17 protein-coding genes, 2 pseudogenes and 1 other annotated feature are annotated in these 26,527 nt (G+C 63.2%); of the genes and pseudogenes, 3 read left to right on the top strand and 16 right to left on the bottom strand.

The window, feature by feature from the left end; translation table 11 throughout:
- Window positions 1-58: 58 nt before the first annotated feature.
- Together CHEJ32_RS0100125 and araD are read right to left on the bottom strand one after the other, a co-directional pair.
- Window positions 59-769, bottom strand: coding sequence for a hypothetical protein (locus CHEJ32_RS0100125; RefSeq protein ID WP_028032017.1), 711 nt, complete (start codon window positions 767-769; stop codon window positions 59-61).
- Between the two features lie 12 nt (window positions 770-781).
- Window positions 782-2,509 carry an L-arabinonate dehydratase gene (gene araD / locus CHEJ32_RS0100130; protein WP_028032018.1) on the bottom strand — a complete coding sequence of 576 codons (1,728 nt, stop codon included), beginning with the start codon at window positions 2,507-2,509 and terminating at the stop codon, window positions 782-784.
- 329 nt (window positions 2,510-2,838) lie between these two features.
- Between araD and CHEJ32_RS0100135 the strand changes: the two genes are divergently transcribed.
- The 3 genes and pseudogenes from CHEJ32_RS0100135 to CHEJ32_RS23515 form a co-directional block, all read left to right on the top strand.
- Window positions 2,839-4,008, top strand: a complete 1,170-nt coding sequence (locus CHEJ32_RS0100135) for a mandelate racemase/muconate lactonizing enzyme family protein (RefSeq protein WP_051469269.1) — start codon at window positions 2,839-2,841, stop codon at window positions 4,006-4,008.
- A gap of 576 nt (window positions 4,009-4,584) precedes the next feature.
- A pseudogene (locus tag CHEJ32_RS0100140) lies at window positions 4,585-4,956 on the top strand (transposase); the annotation flags it as partial.
- Window positions 4,866-4,957, top strand: a sequence feature (AL1L pseudoknot). (Overlaps the previous pseudogene by 91 nt.)
- Before the next feature lie 77 nt (window positions 4,958-5,034).
- A pseudogene (locus CHEJ32_RS23515) lies at window positions 5,035-5,937 on the top strand (YifB family Mg chelatase-like AAA ATPase); the annotation flags it as partial.
- 466 nt (window positions 5,938-6,403) lie between these two features.
- Here the strand turns inward: CHEJ32_RS23515 and trxA are convergent.
- The 14 genes from trxA to CHEJ32_RS0100215 all read right to left on the bottom strand — a co-directional run bounded on the left by trxA (window position 6,404) and on the right by CHEJ32_RS0100215 (window position 26,487).
- Complete coding sequence (trxA, locus tag CHEJ32_RS0100150; RefSeq protein WP_028032021.1) at window positions 6,404-6,727, bottom strand: thioredoxin TrxA; 324 nt, start codon at window positions 6,725-6,727, stop codon at window positions 6,404-6,406.
- Between the two features lie 513 nt (window positions 6,728-7,240).
- A complete protein-coding gene (gene addA, locus CHEJ32_RS0100155; RefSeq protein WP_028032022.1) occupies window positions 7,241-10,762 on the bottom strand; it encodes a double-strand break repair helicase AddA in 3,522 nt (1,173 codons plus the stop codon).
- Complete coding sequence (gene addB, locus CHEJ32_RS0100160) at window positions 10,759-13,887, bottom strand: double-strand break repair protein AddB (RefSeq protein ID WP_028032023.1); 3,129 nt, start codon at window positions 13,885-13,887, stop codon at window positions 10,759-10,761. The genes addA and addB overlap by 4 nt, the downstream gene beginning before the upstream one ends.
- Window positions 13,884-14,606, bottom strand: coding sequence for a nucleotidyltransferase family protein (locus CHEJ32_RS0100165; RefSeq protein ID WP_028032024.1), 723 nt, complete (start codon window positions 14,604-14,606; stop codon window positions 13,884-13,886). The genes addB and CHEJ32_RS0100165 overlap by 4 nt, the downstream gene beginning before the upstream one ends.
- Window positions 14,603-16,099 (bottom strand): tRNA (adenosine(37)-N6)-threonylcarbamoyltransferase complex ATPase subunit type 1 TsaE, encoded by a 1,497-nt coding sequence (gene tsaE, locus CHEJ32_RS0100170; RefSeq protein WP_028032025.1) that lies wholly within the window; start codon window positions 16,097-16,099, stop codon window positions 14,603-14,605. Before tsaE ends, CHEJ32_RS0100165 begins: the two co-directional genes overlap by 4 nt.
- 1 nt (window position 16,100) lies before the next feature.
- Window positions 16,101-18,623, bottom strand: coding sequence for a PAS domain-containing sensor histidine kinase (locus CHEJ32_RS0100175; RefSeq protein ID WP_028032026.1), 2,523 nt, complete (start codon window positions 18,621-18,623; stop codon window positions 16,101-16,103).
- Window positions 18,624-18,810: 187 nt separating this feature from the next.
- Window positions 18,811-20,208 (bottom strand): adenosylhomocysteinase, encoded by a 1,398-nt coding sequence (ahcY, locus tag CHEJ32_RS0100180; protein ID WP_028032027.1) that lies wholly within the window; start codon window positions 20,206-20,208, stop codon window positions 18,811-18,813.
- Window positions 20,209-20,431: 223 nt separating this feature from the next.
- Window positions 20,432-20,737, bottom strand: a complete 306-nt coding sequence (locus tag CHEJ32_RS0100185) for an HPr family phosphocarrier protein (RefSeq protein WP_028032028.1) — start codon at window positions 20,735-20,737, stop codon at window positions 20,432-20,434.
- Entirely contained in the window at window positions 20,734-21,135 is a 402-nt protein-coding gene (locus CHEJ32_RS0100190; protein ID WP_028032029.1) for a PTS sugar transporter subunit IIA, read from the bottom strand. Before CHEJ32_RS0100190 ends, CHEJ32_RS0100185 begins: the two co-directional genes overlap by 4 nt.
- Before the next feature lie 232 nt (window positions 21,136-21,367).
- Window positions 21,368-21,835, bottom strand: a complete 468-nt coding sequence (locus tag CHEJ32_RS0100195) for an HPr kinase/phosphatase C-terminal domain-containing protein (RefSeq protein WP_198023805.1) — start codon at window positions 21,833-21,835, stop codon at window positions 21,368-21,370.
- 11 nt (window positions 21,836-21,846) lie between these two features.
- Window positions 21,847-23,616, bottom strand: a complete 1,770-nt coding sequence (locus CHEJ32_RS0100200; protein ID WP_028032031.1) for a sensor histidine kinase — start codon at window positions 23,614-23,616, stop codon at window positions 21,847-21,849.
- A gap of 12 nt (window positions 23,617-23,628) precedes the next feature.
- Window positions 23,629-24,330 (bottom strand): response regulator transcription factor, encoded by a 702-nt coding sequence (locus tag CHEJ32_RS0100205; protein ID WP_028032032.1) that lies wholly within the window; start codon window positions 24,328-24,330, stop codon window positions 23,629-23,631.
- 300 nt (window positions 24,331-24,630) lie between these two features.
- Window positions 24,631-25,524, bottom strand: coding sequence for a ribokinase (locus CHEJ32_RS0100210; RefSeq protein ID WP_028032033.1), 894 nt, complete (start codon window positions 25,522-25,524; stop codon window positions 24,631-24,633).
- Window positions 25,525-25,602: 78 nt separating this feature from the next.
- Entirely contained in the window at window positions 25,603-26,487 is an 885-nt protein-coding gene (locus CHEJ32_RS0100215) for a bifunctional helix-turn-helix domain-containing protein/methylated-DNA--[protein]-cysteine S-methyltransferase (RefSeq protein ID WP_028032034.1), read from the bottom strand.
- Window positions 26,488-26,527: the final 40 nt, after the last annotated feature.

Consider the following 26,527-nt stretch of genomic DNA (forward strand, 5'->3'; position numbering starts at 1 on the left):
TTCCGTGAATACGGAAAGCCGGAGATCCGGGCCGCTCCAGCGCCTCCCGGTTGCGATCTCAACTCCGCTTGCGCGTCGTCTCGAATTCGCGGAGCGCATCTCCCGAGAGGGGGTAGGTGCCGAAGATGCTGGCGCCCGACCGGATCTTGCGCAGGATGAATTCCTCCTTCTCCTCGATCATCGCGGCTTCCTCGGCGACGACCTCCCCGAGGGCGGCCGGCACGACGACCACGCCGTCGGGATCGCCGACGATGATGTCTCCGGGATAGACGGCGACCTCGCCGCACGTGATCGGCACCTGCAGGTCAACGAAGCGGTGCGCCACGAGGCTGTTGGGCGGACACACGGCCTTCGCATAGACGGGGAATTTGGTCGCCACGATATCGTGGGCGTCGCGCACCCCGCCGTCCGACACGACGCCGGCGCAGCCGCGCATCCGCATGCGCTCGAACAGGATGAGCCCTCCGCTCGCGCCAGACGCATTTCCACGGCAATCGATGACGAGGACGTGCCCCGGCGGGCACTCTTCGGCCGCCCGCCGCTGCAGGTTCACCTCGGGAGGCCGCTGGCGATCCGTGGCGAGAATGTCCTCGCGGACGGCGACCGAGCGCATGGTGAAGGCTCTGCCCACCACGCGGGGGCGCGAATGGGGCAGGGGGGCGACGCCATACATGAACGCGCGCGAGATGCCGTGCTGCAGGAGCACGGCCGTCAAGCTTGCAGTGGAGGCGCGGCTGAGGAGTGCGAACAGAGTTTCGTCGGATTTCACCGATGTCCTCCTTCAGTAGATCTTCGGCTCAGGGGTGGGTTCGCCCGCCAGGAGGAAATCGAAATCGCAGCCCTGGTCGGCGGACAGCACATGCTGCATGAAAATCTGGCCGTAGCCGCGCGTGAAGAAGGGCTTCGGCGGCACCCATTCCGCGCGGCGGCGTTCCAGCTCGGCCGGCTCGACTAAAAGTTCGAGCCTGCGGGCCGGCACGTCGAGCTCGATGAGGTCCCCGTCCCGCACCAGCCCGAGAGGCCCGCCGCGTGCCGCTTCGGGCGCGACATGAAGCACGCACGTCCCGAAGCTCGTCCCGCTCATGCGCGAATCCGATATGCGGACCATGTCGCGCACGCCGCGCGCGAGCAGCTTCTTGGGGATCGGCAGCGCCCCCCATTCGGGCATGCCCGGCGCGCCGACCGCCCCCGCGTTCTGGAGGACGAGGACGCTGTCGGGCTCCACCTCGAGCTCCGGATCGTCCACCCGGCGGGCGAGGTCGTCGCGGTCCGTGAACACCACCGCGCGCCCTTTATGGCGCAGAAGCTCGGGCGATGCGGCGGACTGCTTGATCACCGCGCCTCGTGGCGCGAGCGACCCTTTGAGCACCGCGATCCCGCCTTCCGCCTGAATGGGATCGGACAGCGGCCGGATCACGTCCCTGTCGATGATCTCCGCGTCCTCCAGGGTCTCCCCCAGCGGCCTTCCGCTCACGGTGCTGCAGGACAGATCGAGCATCGGCGCGAGTTCCCGCATCAATGCGCGAAGCCCGCCCGCGTAGTAGAAGTCCTCCATCAGGTACTTGCCCGAAGGCCGGAGGTTGGCGAGCACCGGCGTCCGGCGCGAGATCGCGTCGAAATCCTCGAGCGCAAGCGGAACCCTGAGGCGCCCCGCCATGGCGATGAGGTGGATGACGGCGTTGGTCGAGCCGCCGAGCGCCATCAGCACCGTCACCGCGTTCAGGAAGGACGCCCGCGTGACGATGTCCTCGAGTTTCGTCCCCTGCCAGACGAGGTCCACGATCCGCCGGCCGCAGTCGGAGGCAAGCCTTGCGTGCGCGGAATCGGCCGCCGGGATCGACGCCGCCCCCGGCAGCGTCAGGCCGAGCGCCTCCACGACGCTGGTCATGGTCGAGGCGGTGCCCATTGTCATGCAGTGGCCGGGGGAGCGCGCCAGCGCCGCCTCCATGTCGTGCCACTCGCGCTGGCTGAGCCTGCCGGCCCGGTACTCGTCCCAGTACTTCCAGTTGTCGCTGCCGCTGCCCAGGAGCCGCCCCTTGTAGCGGCCCGAAAGCATCGGCCCGGCGGGCAGATAGATGGCCGGAACCCCGGCCGACGCCGCCCCCATGACGAGCCCCGGCGTGGTCTTGTCGCAGCCCCCCATCAGCACCACGCCGTCGACCGGATGGCTCCAGATGAGCTCCTCGACCTCCATGGCGAGCATGTTGCGGTAGAGCATGGAGGTCGGCTTGACCATCGTCTCGCTGAGCGACATGCACGGCAGCTCCATCGGCAGCCCGCCCGCCTGCCAGACGCCCCTTTTCACCTCCTCCACCCGCTGGGGGAAATGCGAATGGCACTGGGCGAAGTCGCTCCAGGTGTTCAGGATCCCGATCACCGGCTTGTGCTCGAAATCCTCGCGCGAATAGCCCATCTGCAGCGCGCGCGTCCGCACGTTGAAGGAGCGTATCCCTGGCGAATCGAACCAGCGCTGGCTCCTCAGCTCCGAGATCTCAATCCGTCGTTTCACTGGCTTCCTCCATTCCGCTCCACTGTTCTTGCAAGATGTTTCAGACCTGTCAACCATCTGGGCAGATTTGTAACACCAACTTGGCGCGGTCTCTCCGCCTTCCATCGGCACATGGAAAAGCGGCCGCAGCCGCCAAAACCTTCATTGTTGGGACGAAATGGCGCCGATCCCGTGTGCCGAGGGGCATGTTCGCCGCGATCGTGGATTATCCGGTTCAAACTTCCGCCGTCGCGCCGAACGCGCTTGACAGGACATGTCTGTAATATATCGTCGTAACAGATTTGCTCCTTCCGTAGGAGGAGCGCGCCACGGAGCAGAAGGAGATCAGGGTGTCAGACCTCGCAGCCGCTCAACCCAGCCGCCCGGATTCGGAGGATCGCCCGCTCAGGATCACCGCGGTCAGGAGCCACCCGCTCAGCGTCCGCCTCGCCCAGCCGCAGCTTTCTGCCAAGGGCGCGCATCAGGTGTCCGAGATCTTGGTGGTCGAGGTCGAGACGAGCGACGGCATCGTCGGGCTCGGGGAGGGCTTCTGCCGCATCAGCTCGCGCATACACGCCGCCTTCGTGGACCAGCTTCTTGCCCCGCGCATCGTCGGCCGCGACGCGCGCGACCGCCGCGCGCTCTGGAAGGCGATGCGCGCCGCCATCTCCGGCCAGCCCGGCGGCCAGATCGTCGAGGCCATCGCGGCGGTGGACATGGCCCTGTGGGACATCGCCGGCCAGCATGCCGGCCAGCCCGTCCACCGGCTCCTCGGCGGCATGGGCCGCACGGAGCTGCGCGCCTACGCCTCCTCCGTGACGTGGAGCGACGAGGCGACGGTCGAGAAGGAGGTCCAGCTGGTGCTCGACGCGGGCTTCAAGGAGATCAAGATCAAGATCGGCCAGCCCGTGGAGGACGCGATCAGGAGGGCGCATTTCGTCCGCCGCCTGGTCGGCGACGGCATCAAGCTCTATGCCGACGCCAACTGGGCCTTCGACGTGGACGATGCGCTGCGCGTGGCGCATGGGCTGGTCGATGCGGGCTTCCTCTTCTTCGAGGAGCCTATCATCGCCCATGACCGCGAGGGCTACCGCCTTCTTTCGCGCCGTTCGCCGATCCGGCTCGCCGCGGGCGAGGCCGACTATGTGGGAAGCGAGGCGCTTGTGCGGCTGCACGACCGCTCCGTCGGCCTGATCCAGCCGGACATCGCCCGCTCCGGCGGCATCACGGAAACCTGGCGGATCGCGGAACTTGCGGCCGCGCACCACACGGCGTTCGCGCCGCATATGGGCCTGTCGGGCGCGATCTGCGCCGCCGCCAGCCTTCACATAGCGGCCGCGGCCGAGACGTTCCTCACCTATGAGTGCATGTATTACGACAATCCGCTGAGGTCGGAGCTCTGCGAGCCGGTGGTGGGCGAACGGCAGGATCTGAAGGACGGAAAGCTCCCCGTGCCGACGGGCCCCGGCCTGGGCGTTCGCCTCAACCGCTCGGTGCTAGAGCGATTCACGGTTCGCTGAGGGTTTCCGAACCTGCGGGGTCGAAGCCGCGCGTAACGCGCCGGCAGCATGCTCCGCTCGCAGTTTATGCGGCGATCGTTCATTTCCGTCCTGCACGGGGCTGAACAGCGCCACAACTACTCGATGCAAGACAGGAATGGACGGGAATTTCTCCCAGTGGACTTCCTGTATCAATCCTCTCCATCGCTGAAGCGTCATTACCCAAACTGGCGGCGCAGCTCAAGCGTTAGCGGGCGTAATCAGACACAAGGGGGCATTGTCAGACCGGAAAACCGCCGCGCTGCGTCAGTCTGGAAGCGCCGCAGTTCGCGGAGTTGCTGGTCCGATAATCGATCAAGACAACGCTGCTGGCGGGGTTCCAACCGCTGCTCTTTAGTAACATGATGCGAACCAGTTTGGAGCGATAGGCTGGTATTAAGGCCAAGGGGGGAGTTGTGTCCGAATGGGAAAGTTCATCAAGCGCTCAAATTCCAGGTATTACCTTTATTGTGCCGCTGGTTTCATTTCAACGAGAGCAAGTCAATGAACCGCGCCGGGATTGCCGCAGGCTCCAACTCTTGAGAAGTAGGAGCCATCATGAGCAATACGGCGAATCGATTTTCATCTGAGGTCCGGGCCCGCGCGGTTCGGATGGTTTTGGATCACGAGGGGGAGCATCCGTCGCGCTGGGCGGCCATTTCGTCGATCGCGGCCAAGATCGGCTGCACGGCGCAGACGCTCAACGAATGGGTGAAGAAGGCGGAGGTGGACAGCGGCGTGCGCGCCGGCATTCCCACCGAGGTTGCCGAGAAGCTGAAGGCCCTGGAGCGCGAGAACCGCGAGCTGCGGCAGGCCAATGAGATCCTGCGCAAGGCGAGTGCTTATTTTGCGATGGCGGAGCTCGACCGCCCATAGACGATGATCGCGTTCATCGACGATTACCGCGGAGAATACGGGGTCGAGCCCCTCGCCTGCTCAGGCGTGGAAAAACGGACGTAGGAATATACCTTTGCCATGTCGCATTCTCTCTGCTCTTGATTAATGTATCATAACTTTCTGATGGTGGGTCCTCCCGGCGCGGGAAAGTCCATGCTGGCGCAGCGCTTGCCATCCATCCTGCCGCCCCTTTTGCCGCGCGAGCTTCTGGAAGTCTCCATGATCGCGTCGATCGCGGGCGAGTTGGCCGATGGACGCCTTTCCGACCGGCGGCCGTTTCGAGCGCCACACCACTCCGCTTCCATGGCGGCGATGGTGGGTGGAGGGCTGAGAGCTCGACCCGGTGAGGTTTCGCTTGCCCATCGCGGCGTGCTTTTCCTCGACGAGCTGCCGGAATTCACGCCGCAGGTGCTCGATTCGCTGCGTCAGCCGCTCGAGACCGGTGAATGCGTGATTGCACGCGCCAATCATAGGGTAAGCTATCCGGCGGAAATCCAGCTCATTGCGGCGATGAATCCGTGTCGCTGCGGCATGGCGGGCGAGCCGGGGCACCGCTGCGCACGGGGACCACGCTGCCAGGCGGACTATCAGGCCCGCATCTCCGGTCCCTTCCTCGACCGGATCGATCTCCGGATCGAGGTTCCGGCAGTTTCCGCGAGCGATTTGATCCGGCCCAGCAAGGCCGAGGCGAGCACCGTTGTGGCGGAACGCGTCGCACGTGCTCGAAAGATCCAGGAAGAACGGTACACGGCTCTCGGTTTGCCGTCCTCGACCACCAACGCACGCTGCTCGGCAGCTCTTATCGAAGAGGTGGCTGCGCCCGACCCCAATGCGTTGTCCCTGCTCCAGGAGGCGAGTGAGAAGATGGGGCTTTCTGCCCGCGCCTATCACCGGGTGCTCAAGGTCGCCCGCACGCTGGCTGATCTCGAGGGGCAGGAAAAGGTTGGCCGCATCCATCTCGCCGAAGCCATATCCTACAGGCTTGCAGGGGAACGGGTCCCCCAGGCGGCGTGAACGGACAGGAAAGCACGGCCTTCATGCATGCGGCACCTTGCTTTCAGGCATCGGCCGAGAAGCCGAAATTCGGTTCGAGAGCACGGTGCGTAGATCACTTGCTGCGTCCATCATGCGCGCCGAGGAATGCACGGCGCTGCAGGCCCTACGGTGCAAGTAGGCAATCGTCCTGAATGCCGCAGGAGACTCCCGGATCGCAGGTGCCGGGAAGCGACGGCGAAGGGGGAGCCGGAGGTGCGGCCCTGCTGAAGTAGGGCGACTACAGCGCCGCGCGCCCATTCGGACGCACAGGGACGCTGTAAGTTGTTGAATCGACGTATCTCCTTTCCGAAACCGATTCCGATTTTCGGGCCGATGCTGAATAGTGCATCAAAACAGCGGAACGGCGGTGAATGGCAGTCGGCGGGGGCCGAAAAAGGAAAAGCCCGGTTTTCACCGGGCTTCCTAAAGTCGAATTGTCTGCTGATCAGGCGACTGCGCCGCCGATCCAAGCCGAAAGAGCGGTCTTCGGAGCCGCGCCCACCTTCATGTCCGCGACTTCGCCGTTCTTGAAGAGCATGAGCGTCGGGATGGAACGCACGCCATAGCGCGCAGCAAGTTCGGGATTCTCGTCGATATTGAGCTTGGCGACTTTCACCTTGCCCTGCATCTCGGTTGAGATCTCTTCGAGAGCGGGGGCGATCATCTTGCAGGGACCGCACCACTCCGCCCAGAAATCCACGACGACCGGCTCGCTTGCCTGCAGAACATCAGTCTGAAAATTGCCGGTATCGACCTTAACGGTGGCCATCAGGCTCTCCTTGTCTCGAAATCGTCCTCCACGATGTGGGGCCGCGCGGAAATAAGTTCAAGAAGTACTTTTGTCACGCTCCCGTGAGTGAGGCAAGCATGCAACTCCTTTGTGGAGAGCGAGCCCGAGCTGAACGGCCGAGACGCTCGGATCTTCATGGTCGGTCGGACCCATTCTGACAGCGGCCTCCCACAAGAGCGGAATTCGAGGCTTCAGGTAGGCGCCCGCCGCATGGGGTAACTTGGCCGCTCTTCAGGTTCAGCAAGGCGCTGATAACTGTTGCCGGGGGGACGCCCGATTTCCGCCGAAGTCCGGAAAAGGCTTGTCCCCCGCCGAACCGGACAAAACAAGCGGCAGCCTCATCCCCCTCTCCGGGCTGCCGCGCATATTGCTCGCCGAGCTACATCCGATCCTTCAATGATCTATTCTCGATCGTTCCAGTTCTGTCCTGAGGGGAGGTTGGGGCGCCATCGGCGTCGGTTGCTCGGCTGTGCCAACAGGGCAGATTTCGACTCATTGTCTTGACCCGCCTAAGCGGGCAAGTGCCGCGGCCATGGCGTTCTCGCTGACCGGTACGAGGCGCGGAACTTCCGTGAAGAGCAGCGCGGCGGAGATGGTTTTCCCCGGGTAGAGCGGGCGTAAGAGCTCGGCGTAAAGCGCCAGCTGCGCAATATAGGCCTCAGGCACCTCGAAGAGGGACTCAGGCGCAGGCCTGTTGGTCTTATAATCGACCAGAAGGACCTGGTCCTGGGTCACGGCGAGGCGGTCCACCTTGCCGCTCACGGCGCGCGGGGTGCCGTGAAGAACGATCTTACCCATCACGGAAACTTCCGCGCGGGATCCGGGTGCGAAGATGGGCGAAAAGCGGTCGTCCTCCAGGATTGCGAGGACTGAGCGGCAGGCGTTCTCCACCTCGTCGCCGGGCCAGGCAGCGCCCACGCGGGTAAGATAGCCTCGGGCGGCATCCTCCCGTTCCACGGGCGCAAGTTCCGGCAGTACCTGCAAAAGCCGATGCACTGCATTGCCCCTTCCGAGCGCCAATCCGGGTGCCGCCGGATCATCCAGAACGGGCGAGCGCTTCAGGACGGCCGGTTCGTATCCGTCCTCGATCAGCACGGCTGCGCGCGAGGGTGAGAGCGGCCGCGGTATGATGGGTGCGGGCGGGAGAGCCTCGGTCAGTTCGGTGGGAAGGTCGAATGTTTCCGCCTCGACCCCTTCGCCCTCCTCTTGCGGCATCTCCACTGGGGGTGTCACGCGGAAGCGAAGCACCGGTGCGCAGATTTCCGGCGTGCTCAGCTCTTCCGTGCAGGGCTGGCCGATGAAGGCCTGGTGAACGAGGCTGTGCCATGTGGAGGGGGCGGGGCCGCGCACCCCGTGATACCCGCAGACGATCAGCCTGTCCTCCGCGCGGGTCATCCCCACATAAAGGAGGCGGCGATATTCTTCCTCCGCCTTTTCCCGCACCTCGGCCTCAAAACCGCGCGCGACAGAGTTGGCAAGATCTTTGCCCTGCCGCCACAGAAAGCCTCTTACTGGAAGCTCCTTCATGCGGAAAGGCATGAGGCACGGCAGATGGCTGTTGCTCACCGGTGCGCTTCCAGGGTCCACGAGAAACACCACGGGCGCCTCGAGGCCCTTGGCTGCGTGCACGGTCATGATCCGGATCTCGTCGCGCGACTGATCCATCTCGCGCTTGATCTCGGGCGCCGCTCCCTCGAGCGTGTCAAGCAGTGCCTCGAGGCCGACGAGGCCGGTCCTTTCGGCGGTCAGGCAGAAGGAGAGGAACTCGTCGAGGATGTCGTTTGCTTCATGGCCGAGCCGCGCCACGAAGCGACCGCGCGCCCCCTCGCGATCGGTTGTGCCTGCAAGAACGCCGGCATAAAACTCGAATACGGGTTTGAAAGCCACATCCGTCTGCCACTCAAGCAAGGTGTCCCGGATGATCGCGAACTGTTGTTCGGTTCTAGCTTTTGCCTGAAGAGCCTGGAAAAGCGAGACGCTTTCTTCGCGGGGCCAGGCGAGTTGGAAGAGCGCATCTTCATCGAGCCCGAACAGCGGGCTCTTCAGGATGGCTGCAAGCGAAAGGTCGTCGTGCGGCTGAAGCAGGAAGCGCCCGAGCGCGGTCAGGTCCTTCACCGCGATATGTGAGGTCAGCCGCAGCCTGTCTGCGCCTGCAACCGAAATCCGCCTGTTCTTGAGGCTGCGCGACAAGGCATGCACGAATCGGTCCCGCTTGCGCACCAGCACCATGATGTCGCCGGGTCTCAGCCGTCGCCCCTTGCCTTCGAGCATTTCGCCGCTTTTGAGCCAGCTCTCTATTCTCCCGGCGATCACCTCGGCGAGTTTTGCAGCCGGCGCTGAAGCGTGATCGATCGCCTGTGTCCAATCATCGGGCTCTTCCACGATCTCGGGACTGAGGGGCGACCAGACCTCGACATAACCCGGGGCGTTATCCCGGATGGCCTTGTGCTCGATGGGCTCGCGATCGCGCGTCAGCCCACGGCGGGCCTCTTCTCGCGAGAAGACCATGTCCACCGCGCGCAGCACGTCCTCCGCCGAGCGAAAAGACCGGGTAAGCCGAACGCGCTCGAAGCGGCCGCCCGCAGCCGGCACAAGCGACTGGAAGGTGAACCCGCTTTCGGCAAAGGCTTCAGGCTCAGCCCCCTGGAAGGAGTAGATCGACTGCTTTTCGTCGCCGACGGCAAAGATCGTCCGCTCGACATTCCGGGATCCTTCGCCGGCGAAGAATTCGTCTGCCAGATGCCGGACGATGCGCCATTGCTCGGGGCTTGTGTCCTGGGCCTCGTCGATAAGGATGTGATCGATACCGCGGTCGAGCTTATATTGTACCCATGGGCCAACATCCGGCCTCGCCAGCAGCCGAACAGTCCGCATGGTCAGGTCGTTGAAGTCGAGAAAGCCACGTGCGCGCTTGAGCCGCTCGTAGCGGGTGATCAAGGCGTCGGCGATGCTTAGCGCTGCCGTTGTGGCGGTAAGCATACGCAAAAGCGCGAGGCGGTCACATGTTCTGCGCAGGAATTCCGCTGCTTCGAGATATCGTTCGTAAATGCCGGGCAGCCGGTTCCTGAGCGCGGCTTTGAAGGTTGTCTCGCCGTAGGGATCTCCGTCGGCCTTGAGAAAACCCTTGGCCATCAGATCAAGGCGGAGGACCGGATCAGCCTCTCCGAAAGCCTGCGAGGCCGCCGGCACAATGCCGGTCAGCACGCGGCTTGCCTCGGTCTCCAGAGCCGCTTCGACGAAGAGCGAATATGCCCCTGCGTCAAAGCCGGGGACAGGCCACGCTTGCCTCGCGATCGCCTCGGCCGTTTCCCCCGGTTTGAAGCCAAATTCGGCAAGAAGCGCGAAATAGGGTTTGCCGTCATCGGCGATTTCATCGATGAAGCGGCGCAGCTCGTCGCGCCTCGCGACGATTTCGGTGAGCAGCGTCTGCAATCCGCTTTCGCCGCCGCGTTCCAGCACTTCCGCAAAGGCCTCTTCCAATGGACCATCGGTCTCGGCGGCGATGCTCGTCAGGAGATCCCGCCGCGCTTCTGCAAACAGCGCCTCTTCCATCTGCTCGTCGAGCAGCTGGAAATGTCCCGCAATATTCGCCTCCAATGGGAACTGGTGCAGGATGGCTTCGCAAAAGGCGTGAATGGTCTGGATCTTAAGGCCGCCGGGCGTTTCCAATGCGCGGGCGAAAAGTTGCCGGGCGCGGCGGAGCTTCCCGGATGAAGGCCTCGTTCCTTCGAGTTTCGCGATCTCCTCGGCAAGCTCCGCGTCGGAAAGCAGGCTCCATTTGGCCAGATTCTCGAAGACGCGGTTCGCCATATTGGCCGCTGCCGCGCGCGTATAGGTGAGACAGAGGATCTTTGACGGATCGGTACCCTTGAGCAAAAGCCGGATGACACGGCTCGCCAATACATGCGTCTTACCGGAGCCGGCATTGGCCGACACCCAGGCCGAAAGCGACGGGTCCGAAGCAAGCGCCTGGGCCTGCAACGTGTCTTCGGGAATGCGGAAGATTTTCTTCATCCCGCCTCGCCTTGTTCGGAATCACCGCCGGCCGACCACTCGAGCACGCGCGCCAGATGGTCGTAGTCGCCTTCCATATCTCCCTCTTTGAAAGGAAGAGCGCGAGAAAGGTAGCCGGCCAGTTCCATATCGTACCAGGCGAGCAGCCGCTCCAGCCTCTGCCAGGCTTCCTCGGCAAGCTCCTGCCCGGTCTTCTCGCTGTCCTTGATCTTCAGCATCGATTCCGGTTCTACCGAGCCATTCGCCCTGAGCCGCACGTAACAGAGTTCGGCCGGTTGCGGTTGGCCCAGTTCGGCGAAGGCGCCGCGCGCAAGAAGTGCCGCCTCAAGTGCGAGCTGTGGTGCCAGAAGCCGATGGGCCTGCACTTTCGAGGGGTTGGAGCCAGTCTTGTAATCGATGATCTCGGCGCGCCCGTCGGTGCGGATGTCTATGCGGTCGGCACGACCCGAGAGGAGCTTGCCCGTGATCCCGACTTCGATCGCCGAAGCGCGTATTTCCGCATGGCGTTCGGCAATACCCTCCGCACGGGCGCGCTCCCAGCCGATGATGCCGTGGGCCGTGCGCTCAAAGCGAGGCCACCATACCGTCTCGACGTCGACCGGAAGCTTCGTTTCGGCGAAAAGCCGTCGCCCGGCATCGAGCAGCCTTTCCAGTGCATCCGGCGCAGTCGGGTCGACGCCTGACTGGATGAAGGCCTGGAGGATGTCGTGAAAGAGCGTGCCGCGTTCCGCGGCACCCGGGTCGCGGATAAGCGGATCGAGCGGCATCAGCCCGAGAATACGCCGGGCGTAGACGGCGTAGGGGTCGCGACGCAGCGTTTCGATCTCGGTGACCGAGAACCGTTTCGGCCGGGCTTCGAGCGGCGGCCTGGGGCAGGGGCGGGGTGCGAACGGCACATCGTCCCGCGCTTCGAGGGCGTGCGCCCAGGCGATGAAGCGCTGGCCGCGCCTGCGCATAGCGGCGGTTTGCGATGGGCCGGCGCAAGCGGCGAGCCGCTGCAGCCAGCGGGAAGCTACGGCCGGCGCACCCTCCGCACGGGTCGAGCGGGCAAGCACCACCTGCGGAGTACCGAGCGCCATCATGAAATCGTGTGCGGCAAGGCCGATGCGCCGCTCCGGCGGCTCCAGTTTGAGTTCGCCTTTCATCAGGCGCGACATGAAACGGTCGGAACGCGGCGCCTCGGGCCATATGCCTTCGTTGAGCCCGCCCAACACAAGAAAATCGACACTTTGCAGGCGTGCTTCGAGTGTGCTCCAGATGGCGATACGCTGGTCAGCCCCCATTGCCGGTTTTACGATCTCGCCAGCGATCAGGGCGGCGAAGACGTCCGGCCATTCGGAAAGGTTTACTTTGGTGCCGTGGCGGCAAATTACCAGCTCGCGCAAAAAGCGGGCGAGGGCATCTCCCGCCTCGCCCCGATAAAATTCACTACACGTTCCCTCTTCGTCACGCGCCAGCGCTTCGACCGCTTCGACCGAAGCGCGAGCAAGGGCCGGAAGATCAAGCTCACCGGCATCTCGCAGCGCGGCCAGGGGTTGCAAGGCCCGCTCCAGGGAGGAAAGCACCTGATGCGCATCGGCCAGATCACTGCTGCTGAGCCGGCTCAGCCAAAAGGGTTTGCGCGGAGCGCGCGTGAGTGCTTCGTGGCGCTGGCTGAAAAGGCTGGACAGGGCGGCCACATCGGGCCGCCCCGTTCCGCCCCGCAGACCTATCAGCTCGACGATCTCCGCAGCCCTTCGCACTTTGTCACGCGCCAGGCCCAGCCGAAGCAGCGGGTGCTTCAGAAGGCCCACGATCACGACGGGTTCCTTTGGCCGGCAGACCGCTTCCAGCATCAGGCGAAAGAGCGTGGCGGGCACGCTATCGGCAAGCAGGCTGCCGCCGGAATCGTCAGCGCGGATGCCGAAGCGCCTGAGTTCGGCCGCCACCCGGCGCGCCAGGGCGCGGTCCGGTGTTACAAGCGCTGCAGTCGTCCCATCACGTGCAATGGCATGGCGCAAGGCAACGGCGATCGCGGCCGCTTCGTCGCGCTCGTTCGCCGCCTCGATCAGATTCACACCTTCAAGCGCCCCCTGCGTCAGCGCCTGGTCGACTACCGGGCGGTTCGTCGCCCAAAGATCTGTGGTGTCGGCGGGACGCAGCGCCTCGCTCACGAGGCGCCGGCGAGCTGCAAGCAACGGAACCGGTGATGCGAGCTCGACGATCTCTCCGCGAGGCACGCCGATTGTTCCAATAAGCTTCTTGAGCCCGAATTGCGGGTGGCCGCAGGCAGAAGGCTGATCGCTGGCGCCCACCGAGCGCCAGGAGTCTTCATCCAGCTCGAAATCGAGCCCCGGCAGCACCACTGCGCCTTTCTCAAGCCGGGCGATCGTGCCAAGCAGGCGTGCGGTCGCCGGAATCGAGCCGGTAGAGCCCGCGGCGATCACTGGTCCGTGCGGGGGATTGCGCCTGAGCCGCGCCGCCTCCGCTGCAAGCATCGCATTCCGGTGCGCAGCCGGATTGGAGCGCCCTTGCTCCGCGAGAAGTTCGGGCCAGACCTTAGTGACGATGGTGAGGAATTCCAACGTCACCTGCCACCAGCCGGCAAGCTCCTGCGGCACGAGCTCGGCAAGTTTGCTCCAGTCCGCTTCCTCCGTCTCGACCTCGTCCATCAGCGCGGCGAGATCGCGGGCAAGCCAGAGGCCGTCGCTCACGGACGCGGGAACGACCACGCCTTCCTCGAAAAGCGCCGCCACATGCGCGGGCACGCGTGCTTTCCACGCCTGCGCCAGCCGTCCCAAAAGCAGAATCCGATCGAGCTTGGATATCGGGGGCTCGTGGTCGAGCTGAGCCGCACCGCCTTCTCCGCTCAGGTCGGTAAGCTCCGCCTCGAACTCACCGAGCGGGCGGATCACGGGGAGGATGGCGGATGCCCCGCCAAGGCGGTCGACCAGGACGCTTCTCAGTTCGCGCGCCGCACGGCGGGTCGGCAGATATATTGTGGCATCGGCCAGGGAAAGCGGGTCGCCGTCATAGCGATATCCAGGCACCAGGCTGCCTTCCAGGAGAGCATCGGCGAGTGTCGGCAAAAACGGCACGCCGGGGGGGATCGAAAAGACGTGCGGGTTTGTCCGGTCCGTGCTCACGACACCACGTGAAGCTTCCGCAGCACCGTTTCAGCAGGCGCAATCGCGTCCGGCGTGCCGACGGTGATCCAATGGCCTTCGAGGGGCAGCCCGTACATCCTGCCTGCTTCAATGGCGCGGTCGAAATGGAGATTGAGAGAGTGCGGCGAAGCCGAAGTGCCAGTGAAAATGCGGGGGTTCAGGATGGCGCCGCCTGCATAGATATAACCCTCCGGACTGCCGACCGCCCGCTCAAGCCGCCCCTCCGCATCCATCGTGAAATCCAGCTTCCCCGTGTGCCCCGTCGCGGATGCGAGATCCGCAAGCAGGATCAGAATATCCATCCGGCCGGGGTCCCATGCAAGCGCGAGCCGACCGAGATTGTCTTGCGAGCGATCGATCCAGAATGTGTCTGCATTGAGGACGAAGAAGGGGTTGTCCCCAAGAAGGGGCAGCGCATTGACGATGCCGCCGCCGGAATCGAGCAGTGTCTTCCGCTCGTCAGAAATCAGGATGCGCGGTGCGGTGCGACCCCTGAGGTGCTCGACCATCATGTCCGCCAGATAGTGGACATTGACGACCGCCTCATGCACGCCTGCTCTTTGCAACGCGTCGAGGCTCCAGTCGATGAGGGGCTTGCCGCCCACGGGAATGAGAGGCTTCGGGCTCGTTTCGGTGAGTGGCCGCATGCGGAGGCCAAGTCCCGCCGCAAGCACCATGGCCCTTTCCGGCCTTTTCATTCGGTGTCTCCGTCGAGAAAGCCCTGCAGCCGGTAGAACGCTGCCAGATCGGCGAGTGCGGGATGGGCGAGCGCGCGGTTCAAGTAGGCGCGGATGCGCGGCAGGTGGCGCAGATAGACAGGCTTGCCGTCGCGTTGGCAAAGTCGCACGAAAATCCCGAGCAGCTTTGTGTTCCGCTGCGCGGCGGTGATTGCATATGCCTCCTCGAAGGAGCGGCGATCGAAGCCTGGCGAACGGCGGGCCGAGCAATAAGCCTCAACCACGCTGCGTTCCAGCTCCTCAGAGATGGTGACGCGGGCATCGAGGGCGAGCGAAGCGACGTCATAAGCTCCCGGTCCCCAGACCGCATCCTGCACATCGATCAAGCCCAGCCGATCGCGCCCCATTCTCTCGCCTCGCCAGATGATGTTGGGCGAGTGATAGTCGCGCAGGACAAGATTCCGTTCCGCAGCTTCGAGGCGTCCGAACAGGCCTGACCATAGCTGCCGGAACTCTTCTTTCTCCTCTTCGCTTGCCGCGCGCTCCTTCACGTAAGGCAGGTACCAGTCAAGCAGAAGCTCCGTTTCGATGGCGAGCGCTGCCCGGTCATAGGGCGGCGGCACGTAATCGGTTCCTTCGGCGACAGGAAAGCGCTTCGGCCAGGATTGCTCATGCAGTTCCGCAAGCAGCGTTGCGGCGGCGAGATAGCGCTCGGGAATCGGGGTTCCACCGCTGCCTAGGAAAGGCTCATCCCCCAGATGTTCTGTAAGGAGCAGCCCCGCTTTCAGGTCCTGCGCATAGATTTGCGGAGTTGAAAAACCAGCTGCACGCAACGCATTGGCAACGCCGACAAAGGCCGTGACCGACTGCGCCAGCCGCGCAATCTTGCTGTAGGGCAGACTGTCCTGGACGATTGGCTCGTCACGGCGTTCCGGAGCGTCCATCAGGATCAGGCGTTTGCCACCAGTGGCGATGGTCTCATAGGCGCGGATCGAGGCATCGCCGAGAAGATAGGTTCGCTGCGCATCCGGATAGCCGGCCTGCTCCAGAAAGCCTCGAATATCGAAGGAGTGGGCGATCCGCTCCGCCGCGATTGCCGGCGCTTCGATCTCGAGCTGCCGGCCTTCGCCCTGCTCGCTCAGCTTCACTTTTATCGCGGTCAGGAAGGCGCCCGGCGCGCGTTCAGGCCACTCGACAAGGACGATCCCGTCCGCAAGCGCGTCCGATAGCCCGAGTTCCTCCAATTCCTCGGGACCCGACAAACGGTAGAGGTCGAAATGGTGAACTGGGATGCGGAGGGTATAACTCTGGACGAGCGTGAATGTGGGGCTCGGCACTTCCAATTCGGGGTTCGCTGCAATCGCGCGGATGATCGCCCTGGCGAGCGTGGACTTGCCCGCGCCGAGATCTCCGTGGAGGGCGACGACATCTCCGGGACGGAGCGCCAGGGCGAGGTCCTCACCCAGGCGGATGCTTGCCGTCTCGTCGGGGAGAAAGCGTGTGAAGGAGGGCATGCTATTCCGCCGCGGCACGGAAACCGCTGGGAGCCACCGGGAAGCGGCAGGTCACCGCCGTGCCGCGGCCGGGGCCGGTGTCGATGTCGACCGTGCCGCCATGGAGCTCGACGAAGCTCTTCACGATGGCAAGCCCCAGACCGGCGCCGCGCCGCCGGCCTCCCTTTCCGCTGGGCTCGAAACGCTTGAAAATGGTGGCAAGCACCTCCGGCGGGATACCGGGCCCGTTGTCGTGCACGCAGAACTCCACCGCATTGCCGGTGCGCTTGGCGGAAAGCGCGATCCGACCGCCATCCGGCGTGTAGTTCGCCGCGTTGCTCAGGAGATTGTACAGGATCTGACGGATGCGGTGCTCGTCGGCGTGGAAGCTCGCCGGCGCTGCTTCGACCGCGATTTCGAGCTGAATGTCATGTTCGCGCAGACGCTCAGCCACAAGATCCGCGGCCGCCTTAATGAGCGGGCGGATTTCCACTTCGCCGATCTCCAGCTCCATGATGCCGGCATCCACGGTCGCGAGATCGAGGATGTCGTTCACGATCGTCAGGAGAAGCGAGGACGAGGAGCCGATATGGTCCACATATTCCCGCTGGCGCAGGTTGAGCGGCCCGGTCGTCTCCAGCCCCAAAAGCTCGGTGAAGCCGATGATATTGGTCAGCGGCGAGCGCAGCTCATAGGAGACGTGCTGCACGAAATCGTTCTTCAGCTTGTCGGCCTTCTCCAGGGCCTCGTTCTTTTCCTTCAGCGCGCGCTCGACATTCACGCTGTCCGTTACATCCACAAAAGTGAGCATCACCTGCCCGTTGGGCAGATGCACGATCGCATGGTGCAGGACCGTGCCATTGATGAGCTCGGTCCTGCCATGCCTGTCGCGCCGTTCGTCATCGAAGCCGGTCACCGCTCCGACGAACTCGGCCCACGGACTCTCCAGAGCAACCGGATCGCAGGCGGCCTTGAGGATGGCGATGTGGATATCAGGGCTGATCAGCTTTTCCGGGATTCCCCAGAGCGTGCGGAAGGCGGGGTTTGACAGGCGCAGGCGACCGTCCGGACCGAACACCGCGACGCCTTCTGCAAGATTGTCCAGCGTCTCGCTCTGCACCTTCACGATGGCGTTGTAGCGGCTTTCCAGGTCGATTTTCTCGGTCAGGTTTTCGAAGACCCAGGTTGCGCCGCCCTTCGGCTGTGGGGTCGCCACCACGCGGATGGTTCGGCCATCCGGCAGATGCCACCAATGCTCCTGCGGTTCGACAGCGCGATAGGCGGAAAGGAGCTGCTCCTTCCAGCGCCGCCACTCCGGCTGTTCCGCAAGTTTCCCCTCGCTGCGGAGGCGATCCAGCAGCAATGCATTTTCCGGCCCGGCATCCAGGAAGCGCGTATCGAGCGACCAGAGCTTCTGGAAAGCCTGGTTGTAGAATTTCAGCTTCTGTTCCGCATCGAAGATGGCGACCGCTGTCGTGAGCTGGTCCAAAGTGTCCGCGTGGCTGCGCAAGGTGCGTTCGTACTCGCGCCGCAGCGCATCGACGTCGCTCGTATCGAGGGCGATGCCCGCGCTGCCCTGCGGACCGGCAAAATCGGTTATGGCAAAGAGGTGCCTGTCGCCGCCGACCACCGTGGAGAGCGGCTCGCTGAAAACAGCCTGGTCCTTGTGGTGGCGGGCGATGGCTTCGCGCGCGGTGGATGGAAGAAGCTCGCGCCCCTCCGCCGTAGCCGTTAGCGGCTCCTCCGCCTCGACTGCCCGGGCATAGGCCGAATTGACCCATTTGAGCCGGCCCATTTCGTCGCGCAGCCAGAAAGGCATGTCGAGCGCATTGATGAGACCAAGCATGCTTTCCTGGTCGGCGCGCAGTCGCTGGTGTTCAAGCTTGAGCCGGGCATTTTCCGCCTGGACTGCCGACAGCGACAGGAAACGGACGATCGCATGCAACGCCGACTTCCGGCCCTGCACCTCGAACAGAAGACCTTCGCGGGTTTCCACCACCAGGTCGAAGGCCGAGCCGGTCTCGCGAAGCGCCGCCGTTGCACGATCGAGTGCGGAGGCTGATCGTGGTGTGAGCCAGCGGCCGAAAGCAAGGAAGGTGCTCCGGTCTTGCGGCACGCCGCTTTCAGGCGCCAGATCGCCCAGAACGATCGGTCGCTGATTGCCCTGCCAAACGATGATCCGCTGGTCTTTTAGATTGAGGAGAGCTTCCGCGCGGGAGAGTGCGCCGGAAAGCTCGGCCAACCGGTTCTTCAGTTCGACATTTTCCGAAGCTGTGCGGCCGCGCTCGCGGATGAGCCAGATGGCTGAAATGAATGCGGCTCCGAGGACCCCGGCAAAGACCGAAAGCTGAATGACTTCCATGGTCGTGATGGACAAGCCGACGCGCGAGCCTGCCTGCTGCGCGCCAGCCATGGTCGCGCTCAGAGCCGTCGAAGCCAATGCTGCCACGGAAGCCATGGCCCATCGAGCCGCGCTTCGGAATCCTATCCTTCTATGGGCTTGAGGCCCGTGAGCCCCGCCGCATAGCGGGTTCAGCCCCGGCATGCCTTTTCCTCTCCGCGCATGACAATCAAGACTGCCCCGACGCACGCCGTACGGTACGGTCGGCGCTCTCGAATCAGTGCACTGTACTCGTTCGCCGAATCTGCGTGAAGAAGATCGCGCGACAAAAATAATGCCGGGCCAAATGTCAAGGCCCGGCATCAACATATTGTGGTTTGATCAACGCGTATCAGTATCTGTAGTGATCGGGCTTGAACGGTCCCTCGGGCGTAACCCCGATATAGGAGGCCTGCTCCGCGGAAAGCTTGGTCAGCTTCGCGCCCAGCTTGTCGAGATGGAGCCGCGCCACCTTCTCATCCAGATGCTTGGGCAGCACATAGACCTTGTTCTCGTACTGGCTGCCGCGGGTCCAAAGCTCGATCTGCGCCAGCACCTGGTTGGTGAAGGAAGCAGACATCACGAAGCTCGGATGCCCGGTGGCATTGCCGAGATTGAGCAGCCGCCCTTCGGAAAGGAGGATGATGCGCTTGCCGTCGGGGAACTCGATCATGTCCACCTGGGGCTTGATGTTCACCCATTTGAAGTTGCGCAGGGAGGCCACCTGAATTTCATTGTCGAAATGGCCGATGTTCCCCAGAATCGCCATGTCCTTCATCTTGCGCATGTCGTCGAGGCTCACGACATCCTTGTTGCCGGTCGCCGTGATGATGATGTCGGCCGTGGGGGCTGCCTCTTCGAGCGTAACGACCTCGAATCCGTCCATTGCCGCCTGGAGCGCACAGATCGGGTCAGCCTCCGTCACCTTCACGCGCGCGCCGGCGCCGGCGAGGGACTGAGCCGAGCCCTTGCCCACATCGCCATAGCCGCAGACGATCGCGACCTTGCCGGCCATCATCACATCCGTGGCGCGGCGGATGCCGTCGACCAGCGATTCCTTGCAGCCATATTTGTTGTCGAACTTCGACTTGGTTACCGAGTCGTTCACATTGATGGCGGGGAAGGGCAGAAGCCCCTTCTTCTGGAGCTGATAAAGACGATTGACGCCAGTCGTCGTCTCTTCCGTCACGCCACGAATGGCCTCGCGCTGGCGGGTGAAGAAGCCCGGCGTCTCCGCCATGCGCTTCTTGATCTGCTTGAAGAGGATTTCCTCCTCTTCGCTGCCCGGGTTGGACAGAACATCCTCACCTGCTTCGGCACGCGCGCCGATCAGGATATACATGGTCGCGTCGCCACCATCATCGAGGATCATGTTGGTGGGCTGACCGTCGGGCCACTGGAAGATGGCGTCTGTATACGTCCAGTATTCTTCCAACGTCTCGCCCTTGACGGCGAAGACCGGCGTGCCGGTCTCGGCAATGGCCGCGGCCGCATGATCCTGCGTGGAGAAGATATTGCAGGAAGCCCAACGGACTTCGGCACCGAGCACCTTCAAGGTCTCGATCAGAACGGCCGTCTGGATCGTCATGTGGAGAGAGCCTGAGATGCGTGCGCCCTTCAGCGGCTGCGCGGCGCCGAATTCTTCACGGCAGGCCATGAGGCCCGGCATCTCGGTTTCGGCGATCTCGATTTCTTTCCGCCCCCACGAGGCAAGGGACATATCGGCAACGACATAGTCATTGGCAGCCATGGCTTGAGCTCCAGCTTGTGTACAATATGGCGCCGTAAAGGCGAAAACGACTGTCTGCCTGCCTACCAGATCATCCAGCCGGCGACAACGATATAAAGAAATCTTTATCCGTGCATATGGAAGCGGGCAGTAAGACGTAGCGGGGGATCCGCTGGGACATCCCTTTGTTCGGTGGGAAGGAGGACGGCTTTGCTGCTCCCCTACCGCCTTATCGCACTTACTTCTAAGCTTCCTCGCCGAAGCGCTCGCTGATCAGCTCACCCAGCGCATCAAGAAGCTCCACCGCCTCCGGCCCGCTCGCACTCACCCGGATGCTGCAGCCCGGGCTGGCCGCGAGCATCATCAGACCCATAATGGACGTGCCTCCGACGGAGATCCCGTCCTTTTCCACCGACACCGTGGCATTGTAGCTGCAGACCAGCTGAACGAACTTCGCCGAGGCGCGCGCATGCAGCCCGCGCTGGTTCACGATTGGAAAATCGCGTGTGATCACCTCTTCCGCCGGCGGATTTGTATGCGAACTGCTCATTTGCCGTTGAGCACCTGGCTAGCGACGTTGATGTATTTGCGGCCTGCGGCCTGGGCCTCTTCCAGCGCTTTTTTCATGTCACCATCGGTGCGCACGCTGGAGAGCTTGATGAGCATCGGGAGGTTCATGCCGGCAATCACCTCCACGCGGCCCGCCTCCATGACGGAGATAGCGAGATTGGAAGGCGTTCCTCCGAACATGTCCGTCAGGATGATGACGCCCGCTCCTGTGTCCGCCCGGGCCACCGCCTCGATGATGTCGTTCCGTCGCTGTTCCATATTGTCGTCGGCGCCGATGGAGACGGTCTCAAGATTGCTCTGAGCCCCCACCACATGTTCAAGCGCATACCGGAACTCCTCGGCCAGCCGGCCGTGGGTAACAAGCACGATACCGATCATAGAGCGATCGCCTCTCGGCGACCCTGCGCCATGATTGCCGTTTTATAAGGGTCCGGCTGTGCCCCTTCATCCTGCCCCGAGGCTTTCACACCGCTACTCCGTTTCGATGGCCCACGCAGTTCAAACGCGAATGCCCTGCCATTTCTTCGCCGGTCACGACGGCTGCCTCACACACGACAAGAACACTATGTTGTCAACGCCGAAGACGTTGACAAGCCCAAAACTGCCACGATCAAACCGATTTTGACGGTTTGATGACACCGGGGCCGAACGGTGGTAGCGAAAGATGAGCCGCGATCGCCCAAATGGCTCCGTCCGTATTGTGCTCGGCAAGCCGAACAGTTGGCACTTCCACATTCTCGAGCAGTGTGGTCGCGATCTCCTGATATCGCGGTGCTGCCTGCGCCGGCACCAGTTCCACGAGCAGATCGATGACCGCAGTCGGCTCATAGTCCAGTAAAGCCGGACCGAATCCGCGCGCCTCCACGAGCCCGCTGATCGCCGCAGGCGCGCGGCCGATCAGTCTTCCGTTCCGGGCAAAAAGGAAGACCTGATCATCCGCGACCAGCCTTCCGAAATGGCCATGGGCGACGCAATGTCGCAGAAGGGCCAGCGCCAGACCTGTTTTGCCGGAGCCTGAGCGTCCCGTGATGAAGATGCCGCGATCGCCGGTTAGAATGAGGGACCCGTGGTGATTCACGGACAAGAAAGCTAGCCTTCTGCCGGCAGGGAGATCACGAATCGTGCACCCTGCACCTCGCCGGGCTTGGTGCCGGGGATGTTCTCGGCGGTCAGGGTGCCTCCATGAGCCTCGACGATCTGGCGGCTGATCGAAAGGCCAAGGCCCGAATTCTGGCCGAAGGCCTCCCCTGCGGGGCGATCCGTGTAGAAGCGCTCGAAGATGCGCTCGATATTGTCGGCGCGGATGCCGGGCCCGTTGTCGTCCACCGTGATGATGATGCGCCGCTGGCTGCGCGAAAGCGTGATGGTGATGCGGCCGCCCTTTTCCGGTACGAAGGAGCGCGCATTCTCGATGAGATTGGTGACCACCTGCCCAAGCCTGAGGTCGTGCCCCTGGGCGATGTAGTGTTGGCCCGGCTTTCCTTCGATGTTGAATTCGATGTCGACCTTCTTCTTCTTGCTGCCGACATCGCGCACGCCGGAGACCAGATCCCTCAGGAATTTCTGCAGATCGATCGGCTCCGAATCCTCGCGCGCGAATTCCGCATCGAGACGAGAAGCGTCGGAGATATCGGTGATCAGCCGGTCCAGACGACGAACGTCATGCTGGATGATTTCCATCAACCGCTCGCGCGAGCGTTCATCCTTTGCAAGCGGCAGGGTTTCGACGGCGCTTCCAAGGGAGGTGAGCGGGTTCTTCAACTCATGAGCCACGTCTGCGGCAAAACTCTCGATGGCCTCGATGCGCGCGTAGAGGGCCTTCGTCATGTCACGCAGGGCGATCGAAAGATTACCGATCTCATCCTGCCTGTGCGAGAAATCGGGGATCTCCTCGCGCGTATTGGTCCCCCGGCGGACCCGAATCGCGGCAGCCGCGAGCCGGCGTAGCGGGTTGGCGATGGTGGAGGCGAGCAGCAATGAGAGGATGGCCGTCACAAGGGCAGCGACGGCGAAGACGCGCAAGACGGCCCGGCGCTCGGCGGCGATGATGCGGTCGATATCGCCCTGAGTGGAAAGCTGCAGAACGCCCACGACGGCCCGGTAGCGCTGGATAGGGACAGCCACCGAGATGATGTATTCTCCCTCGGGGCTTCTGCGCCGCACCGCCTCGGGCTCGCTGCCCTTCAGCGCTGCCGTCACCTCCTCATAGGCCACGCCGCTTCCACCGGGCTGCTCCCGGTCGATGGGCAGGTCGTTCGCCTGGAACATCGATCCGATCCAGTCCTCGATCTTCTCCAGAAAGCTCCGTTCATCGCCATCCACTGCCGGTAGCCGATAGCGAAGGATCGAATAGAGCTGGCGGGAATCGAGAACCAGCATGGCATCCCTGTCGTAGATGCGCGCCCGCGTCTTGTCCGGATTGATCAAGCGCCGCAGGAGATGAGCGACTTTTTCCGGGTTTATAGGGAACTCTAGGCTTTCGAGCTGGTCGGAGCCGGGCGGCAATTCTTCGCCGGCCTGCATTTCGAGGAGCTTCTCGGGGTCGATCAGGATCGCATCGGTCTCGACAGTGGCCGAGGCGGCGATCGCACCGGCGATGATGCGGCCCTGCGTTCTGAGACTTTGGATCTGGGCATCCTCCAAAGCGTCCCGGAACTGGTTGATATAGAGAACCCCGATCACCAGAACGCCGATGGCGGTGAGATTGAGGATCAGAATGCGCCGGGTCAGGCTGGAGAACATATAGTGCCCCAGCAGCCGGCGGATAGGCACGGCAAAACGCCCTGGCGACCAGGAACCGGAGCGCCCCTGCCTCGCCTGCCCCATCAATGCTCTTTTATCCTGTGCCTCTATGGCCATTCAGGGACGCTGCTATACCTCGCGGAACCTGTACCCGACCCCGTAAAGCGTCTCGATCATATCGAATTCGCCGTCAACAGCCTTGAACTTCTTGCGCAGGCGCTTGATGTGGCTGTCGATCGTGCGGTCGTCCACATAGACCTGCTCGTCATAGGCCGCATCCATGAGCGCGTCGCGGCTCTTCACCACACCGGGGCGTTGCGCCAGCGCATGCAGGATCAGGAACTCGGTGACCGTAAGTGTGACCGGCTCGCCCTTCCAGGTGCAGGTATGGCGCTCCTGATCCATGACCAGATGCCCACGTTCCAGTGAGCGTGACTGCTTGTCGGGGGCTTTGGCGCCGTTCTCCCGCGCGCTGGCGCGGCGAAGGACGGCACGCACGCGTTCCACCAGCAGCCTTTGGGAAAACGGTTTCCGGACGAAGTCGTCCGCGCCCATCTTCAGGCCGAAAAGCTCATCGATCTCGTCATCCTTGGAGGTGAGGAAGATAACGGGAAGGTCGGTCTTCTGACGCAGACGGCGCAGCAGTTCCATGCCGTCCATGCGCGGCATCTTGATGTCGAGGATGGCAAGCGACGGCGGCCGGGAGCTCAGTCCCTCCAGTGCCGACGCGCCGTCCGTATAGGTTTCGACGCGATAGCCTTCCGATTCCAGCGCGATTGAGACGGACGTGAGGATATTCCGGTCGTCGTCAACGAGCGCGATTGTTGCCATGTCTAGTGGCTCCCTCGTCATAGGCTGGCGTCCCTTCTGCAGCTAATGGGCCGCAGATGCAGGACAAATTGGGTACAAAATGTGGCACATTCTCCACGTGGAGTCACTTCGGTCTGTCCAGTGCGACGGTTTCACGCAAGAAAGATACCGGGCCGCGACGTGTCAGACACGCGTTTCTGCCCTCCTGAACGTCTTTCTCGATCTGCCTCGGCCTTCATCAAAGGGCCTCCGGGCATTCATTTCGAGCCTTATGCGCTGATGGAGCTCCACTGTCAAACAACAAGGGTGGCTTAGGTGAATTTACAACTTACAGTCGATCTCGGTCCGAAACGGAATCGATGGCTGCGCGCCCGGCTTGAGGCAAGCCAGCGCGCCGGCTGCCGCCGCACGTCGGAGCGCGACCTCCAGTGAGAGGCCTTCGGATAGTCCAGCCGCTAGATAACCGCAAAAAGTGTCGCCCGCGCCGACCGTGTCGACCGGAGCTATCGGAAGCGTCGGCACTTTCAGGAACTGCTCCGGTGCTGCCGCCAGCACCCCGTCAGATCCGAGCGTGACCACGATGACGCGGCCTGTGGCCGCGGCGAAGGCACGCATTTTCTCCTCACGGCTGTCTCCCACCAGGGCCAGCACGCCGCTATAGAGATCGAACTCGCTCTCGTTGGCGATCACATAATCCGCCAGGTGAAGGAAATCCGCCGTCTCCTTGTGAAAGGGCGCGGTGTTGAGAAGCGAGATGACGCCGGAGGCGCGCGCTCTTCGAAGGGCAGCGTCGATCGTCGCTAACGGGATTTCCTGCTGCAGCAGCAAGAATTCGCCTTGATCGAACCCGGCCGCTTCGACATTGGCGGGCGAGACTTGCGCATTCGCGCCGGGAATGACGGCAATGACGTTCTCACCGTCGCCTCCCACCAGGATCATGGCTATTCCTGTCGGGGAGGAAGCCTTTCCGACACGGGAAAGCTCCACGCCGGCTTCTTCCAGTAGCGCCAATGCCTGGGCCGCAAAAGCGTCGCTTCCCACCGCGCCGATCATGCGTACGGAGGCACCGGCGCGTCTGGCAGCGAGAGCCTGGTTTGCCCCTTTGCCGCCCGGCGCCGTTGAAAAAGCCGACCCCGGTACCGTTTCGCCCGGTGCGGGCAGCCTTTCGACGCGTGCTATGAGATCGAGATTGATCGAGCCGATAATCGTGATCACTAGGGGAGCCTCCGGCGAATCTCGTCGGAAGCTAGCGCATCGGCTCGAAGTTCGGAATTGATTTCCGGGAGCGCAGCGTCAGGCCTGGTGCTGAAGCTGCGCTGCCTCCCAGCCGAGAATCGCGCGCTTGCGTGTCAGTCCCCAATGATAGCCCGTAAGCGCACCCGACTTGCCGAGCGCGCGGTGGCAGGGCACCACGAAGGATAGAGGGTTGGCGCCGACAGCGGCACCAACGGCCCGCGAAGCGGTCGGGCAGCCGATTTCGGTGGCGATATCGGAATAGGCGCGTGCGCGCCCCATGGGGATCTTCAAAAGCGCCTCCCATACGCGCACCTGAAAATCCGTGCCGATGAGGACCACGCGCAGCGGCTCTTCCGACCGCCAGCGCGCCGGATCAAAGATGCGGCCCGCAAAAGGAGCGGTGGCTGAAACGTCCTCGACATATTTGGCGTTGGGCCAGCGCGAACTCATATCGGTGAAGGCCGCCTGCTCTTCCCCGTGGTCTGCGAAAGCAAGGCCCGCCAGCCCGCGGTCGGTCACCATCACCAGCGCTATCCCGAAGGGCGACAGATGGTAACCGTAACGAATGGTAAGACCCTTGCCGCGCAACTTGTACTCACCGGGCGAAATCGCCTCGTGGGTGACGAACAGGTCGTGCAGTCTACCGGGGCCCGACATGCCCAGTTCAAGAGCGGTTTCGAGAAGCGGCATACCGCTGTCGAGCAACCTCCGCGCATGGTCGAGGGTGACCGCCTGCAGGAAGGCCTTTGGCGACAGCCCCGCCCAGCGGGTGAAGAGCTTCTGCAGGCCGGTCGGCGTTTCGCCGAGTTCCGCGGCAAGATCGTCGAGTGAAGGCTGGCTCCGATAGTCGAGGCTGATCTTCTCGATCACACGGCGAATAATCTCATAATCGCTGCCGACAGGGGTGATCTCGCGTTCGAGAACGGCTAGTTCTGCATTCATGACACTGTCTCCTTGCGTGCCAATATGCGCATGAAAGCAG

This window comes from Chelativorans sp. J32, assembly GCF_000518985.1.
Lineage (GTDB): Bacteria > Pseudomonadota > Alphaproteobacteria > Rhizobiales > Rhizobiaceae > Chelativorans.